Source organism: Peribacillus sp. (assembly GCF_059453735.1).
In genome coordinates this window covers 1-4119 of record NZ_JAZVJO010000196.1, presented here as the reverse complement: position 1 = coordinate 4119, position 4119 = coordinate 1, and the positions used below count along the sequence as shown (strand labels likewise).

Genomic DNA, 4119 nt, shown 5'->3' with positions numbered 1-4119 from the left:
AGCCAACCAAATAATAGCGACACATTTTCAGAAAGACCAAAACCCGCATACCCCACTGGATATTTAACCCTTGAAAATAGTGCCTAGACGGGAATAACCATCTCTCAGACGGGAATAAGCAACCTCTAGACGGGAATAAGCAACCTCTAGACGGGATTAACTGCTGAACAAGCACGAAAACAGGAAAAATACCCCCCATGGAAAACGTGAAGTCAGCTGGTTTTCTTAAAAACAACAAAAATTATCAAAAGATTCGCAAGTGGAGGCAGGAATTTCTGCCTTTACTTGCGAATCTTTATTAGTACTTGAGGTCGAATTGTTTTTCAATTTCCTTAAGGTCTTCTGCAAATTTCTCCTGGGTAGCTTCGAATAATTGATTGAACATGTCCCCTGTTTGTGCTTCGAGTACTTTTATTCCTTCACCGGTTATTCCGCCTTTGACACAGACCTTTTCTTGTAGCGCAGGGAGTGTGTAGATTCCTTTCTGCAATAAGTCTCCCATTCCGATCAGCATTTTTTCTGTAAGCAGTGTGGCTGTTTTTTTATCGATTGGTGTTGTTTGAACGGCTCCGTCAATAAATGCTTGGGCGAGGAAGCTGATAAAGGCTGGTCCGCAGCTGACAATATCAGATGCAGCGCGTGTTACTTCGTTTTCGATGAGTACAGGTGTTGAAATTCCTTGTGCTAATTCAGTAATTGTTTGCTCCCATTCTGTACTGCACGATTCACCGAAGCTCAGTAATGATACGCCGGACAGTGCACGATTTGTGATGCTGGGTATAAAACGAGCGCAGGAACAGGATATTTGTGATTCTAGCTGTTTAACAGATATTGGACTGGTAATGCTGACGATGCATTTTTTCTGTGTTAAGTAAGGCTTAATTCCTGTGAGGACGCTATTTGAATCTAATGGTTTTACACAAATGAAAAGTAAGTCTGCGGTTTGGGCGAGTTCCTCTGCTGTGTAGGTAACATTTATGTCTGGATATTTATTCTGTAAGGCTAGAGCCTTTTTAAGTGTTCGATTGGTGACCCAAATATCTTTTTGTTCCACTAAATCAGCTTCAAGAAAAGCCTCTAGTAAAATTGACCCCATATTCCCTGTTCCGATTACTCCAATTTTCAAGCTTTCCACCCCTTTCAGTTCAGCGGTACTTCACCTAAAAATATGAAACAAATGCTGTAATTATGTTATATCTATGGAGGTTAAGAGATGGATATTTTACAAAATAAGAAAGTCATTGCTGGCATTGTAGCAGGTTTGGCTGCTGTTACGGGTTATTTCTTCTACCAACAATCAGATACTTCTATTAAAGAGGAACCGCTTTTTGCAACAAGTCCTGTAGTGGAGCAAGTGGAAAGTCCAGCTGAGGAAGTTAAACCATTAATTATTAAAATTGATGTCAAAGGAGCCGTAGAGTTGCCAGGTGTCTTTATTGCTGATGAAGGAGATAGGGTAATCGATTTAATTGACGATGCTGGGGGATTTCATCCTGATGCAGATCGAGATAAGGTGAATCTTGCTCAGTTGGTCGAGGATCAGATGGTGATTTATGTACCGAAAGTTGGCGAGGAAACAGAGACTCTCCCACAGGACGCTGCAGCAACAGTAAGCGGACCGGCAGGGGGAGATAAGGATGGTGGTATGATCAATCTAAACACCGCAACAGAAACCGAGCTCATGACCTTGACAGGAGTAGGTCCTTCTAAGGCAGCTGCGATTATAGAATACCGAGAAACAAGTCCATTTCAATCAATAGAAGATTTGAAAAAGGTTTCTGGTATTGGAGACAAGACCTTTGAAAAGCTGCAGGATTCGATTACGATTAAGTAACTGCTCTACCCAAAAGAGAAGGGACAAGGTAAAATGGAGGAAAATCAGTTTACATTGTAAAGGGGAGAACAACATGAACCGAATTAGCTGGGACCAATATTTCATGGCGCAAAGCCATTTATTAGCATTACGAAGCACATGTACACGTTTGACGGTAGGGGCAACGATTGTAAGGGATAACCGAATTATTGCTGGAGGCTATAACGGGTCTATTGCCGGTGGTACACATTGTATCGATGATGGCTGCTATGTAATCGACAATCATTGTGTACGGACGATACACGCCGAAATGAATGCGATTATCCAATGTGCTAAGTTCGGTGTGCCGACGGAAGGTTCAACGATTTATGTAACTCACTTCCCATGTTTGCAGTGTTGTAAGTCGTTGATTCAAGCAGGGGTTAAGGCTGTTTATTACGCGGTTGATTATAAAAATCATCCTTATGCTATGGAATTATTCGCTCAGGCAGGCGTTAAAGTCAAACAAGTGCATACGAAAAATATTATTGATCTTCAACGCGAAGAAAAACAGGAATTTATTCATCAATTGCTGGAAGAACTTGCGGAAAAAGGGGAACAAGAGAAAATGAATGTCCTTAAAGAGCAAGCAGAACAGTTATTTTCTCACGAATAAGATAGGAGGTCTTAATGGCCAAATCGTTAACTATAGCTGCATTTTCCGCCACGTTAGGCGTGGCGGTTATATCTTTTCCAGGTTGGAAGTCCATTACATGTATCGTCCTCTATTTTCTTTTCCTCTTTCTTACTCAACGAACGAAGCATCTCTTCTATTATTTCCTCATTTTTATCATTTTCGTACTCGTTGCTTCCTGGAATAATCATCGAAATGTTACGACATTCTCAGGGACCGAGACACAGCAGATTATTTACTTTACTGAACTGCCTGATATTGATGGGAATATCCTGAGAGGGAAGGTGGATACCCTAACAGGCGAACAGCTGATGCTTCAATATAAAATTAAGTCTGAACAGGAGAAAGTGCAGCTGCAAGCTGGTTTAAAAATCGGAGTCTCCTGTCCAATATCGGGAAATCTTGCTGAACCGGAGGGAAGACGTAATCCAAATGGCTTTGATTATAAGCAATACCTCGCATTGCATTCGATTTTTTGGATCTTTAAAGCTGACGCGCTTTCGTTACCTACATGCAGCGTGGCAAAACAAACGTTTGTACAGAGCATTCGTGATTTTAGAAGTGAGGCTGTTTTTTATGTGAATGATAATTTTCCAAAAGAATCAAGTGGATTTGTGAACGCCTTGTTATTTGGTGACCAGAGGTGGATCGATGAAGATGAGTTGGTTACCTATCAGCGACTTGGCCTTGTGCATCTGCTCGCTATTTCCGGGCTTCATGTCAGTTTTCTTGCTGGATTTATATTTTATCTGGGTATCCGTATAGGGGTGACCCGAGAGCGGATGACGCTCATTATGCTCTTGGTCCTGCCTATTTATATCATTCTTTCGGGTGCAAGTCCCTCTGTTCTTAGGTCATGTTTTATGGCCATGCTCTTTTTTGCTGCTTCACTTGGTAAAAAACGTCTCTCTGCAGGTGAAATCATCGCGTCGATCTACTTACTACTCCTTTTATATAACCCCAACTTTCTTTATAACATTGGTTTTGAGCTTTCTTTTTCCGTGGCTTTTGCAATTATCATGTCAGGCGGTGTGATTCAACGCTATTCCAATAAGCTTATGCAGCTGCTAGTAATCAGTGTGATTTGTCAGTTGGCCGCATTACCCATCCTCCTTTATTATTTTTATGAAGTATCGCTGCTTGGGATTTTTCTGAACGTTTTATTTGTCCCCATCTATTCAAGTGTTTTGCTGCCATTTTCGATACTTGTGCTCTTATTACATCTCGTGTCGCCGGCTCTTGCTGACCCTTTCTTGTATGTGTTAAACGCTACATTTTTACTGTGCAATCGAATGGCGGATCTGGTTGTGCATATTCCACTTGCTTCCATGACATTCGGAAAACCACTATTTCTGCTTTTACTGCTTCTAGTAGCAGCGGTTATCAGCTTGCTGATCTGTTGGGATACACAGTCAAAGTACAGTAAACTAGTTCGATATTTGCTCATTTCACTCCTCGTTTTCCAATACAATAATCAAAAGTTATCGCCATTTGGTGAAATTCTGTTTGTGGATATTGGTCAAGGCGATTGTATCTTTATTAAACTTCCCTATAACCGTGGTAATTACTTAATTGATACTGGAGGCAGTATTGCATTTAACCAGGAAGCCTGGATGGAGCGGCGTAAAACGTA

General features: G+C 41.2%; 4 protein-coding genes. 3 read left to right on the top strand and 1 reads right to left on the bottom strand.

Going from position 1 to position 4119, the window contains the following annotated elements:
• Positions 1-298 precede the first annotated feature (298 nt).
• The gene (gene comER / locus AC52RT_RS06310) at positions 299-1126 is read right to left on the bottom strand and encodes a late competence protein ComER (RefSeq protein ID WP_495539960.1); all 828 of its coding nucleotides are present in this window, start codon (positions 1124-1126) and stop codon (positions 299-301) included.
• Between the two features lie 87 nt (positions 1127-1213).
• On the opposite strand from comER, the gene AC52RT_RS06305 reads away from it, so the two are divergent.
• From AC52RT_RS06305 to AC52RT_RS06295, 3 genes are all read left to right on the top strand, one after another.
• Positions 1214-1834, top strand: a complete 621-nt coding sequence (locus AC52RT_RS06305; RefSeq protein WP_495539959.1) for a helix-hairpin-helix domain-containing protein — start codon at positions 1214-1216, stop codon at positions 1832-1834.
• Between the two features lie 73 nt (positions 1835-1907).
• Positions 1908-2468 carry a ComE operon protein 2 gene (locus AC52RT_RS06300; protein WP_495539958.1) on the top strand — a complete coding sequence of 187 codons (561 nt, stop codon included), beginning with the start codon at positions 1908-1910 and terminating at the stop codon, positions 2466-2468.
• 14 nt (positions 2469-2482) lie between these two features.
• The coding region (locus tag AC52RT_RS06295; RefSeq protein ID WP_495539957.1) for a DNA internalization-related competence protein ComEC/Rec2 at positions 2483-4119 on the top strand (1637 nt) is incomplete at its 3' end.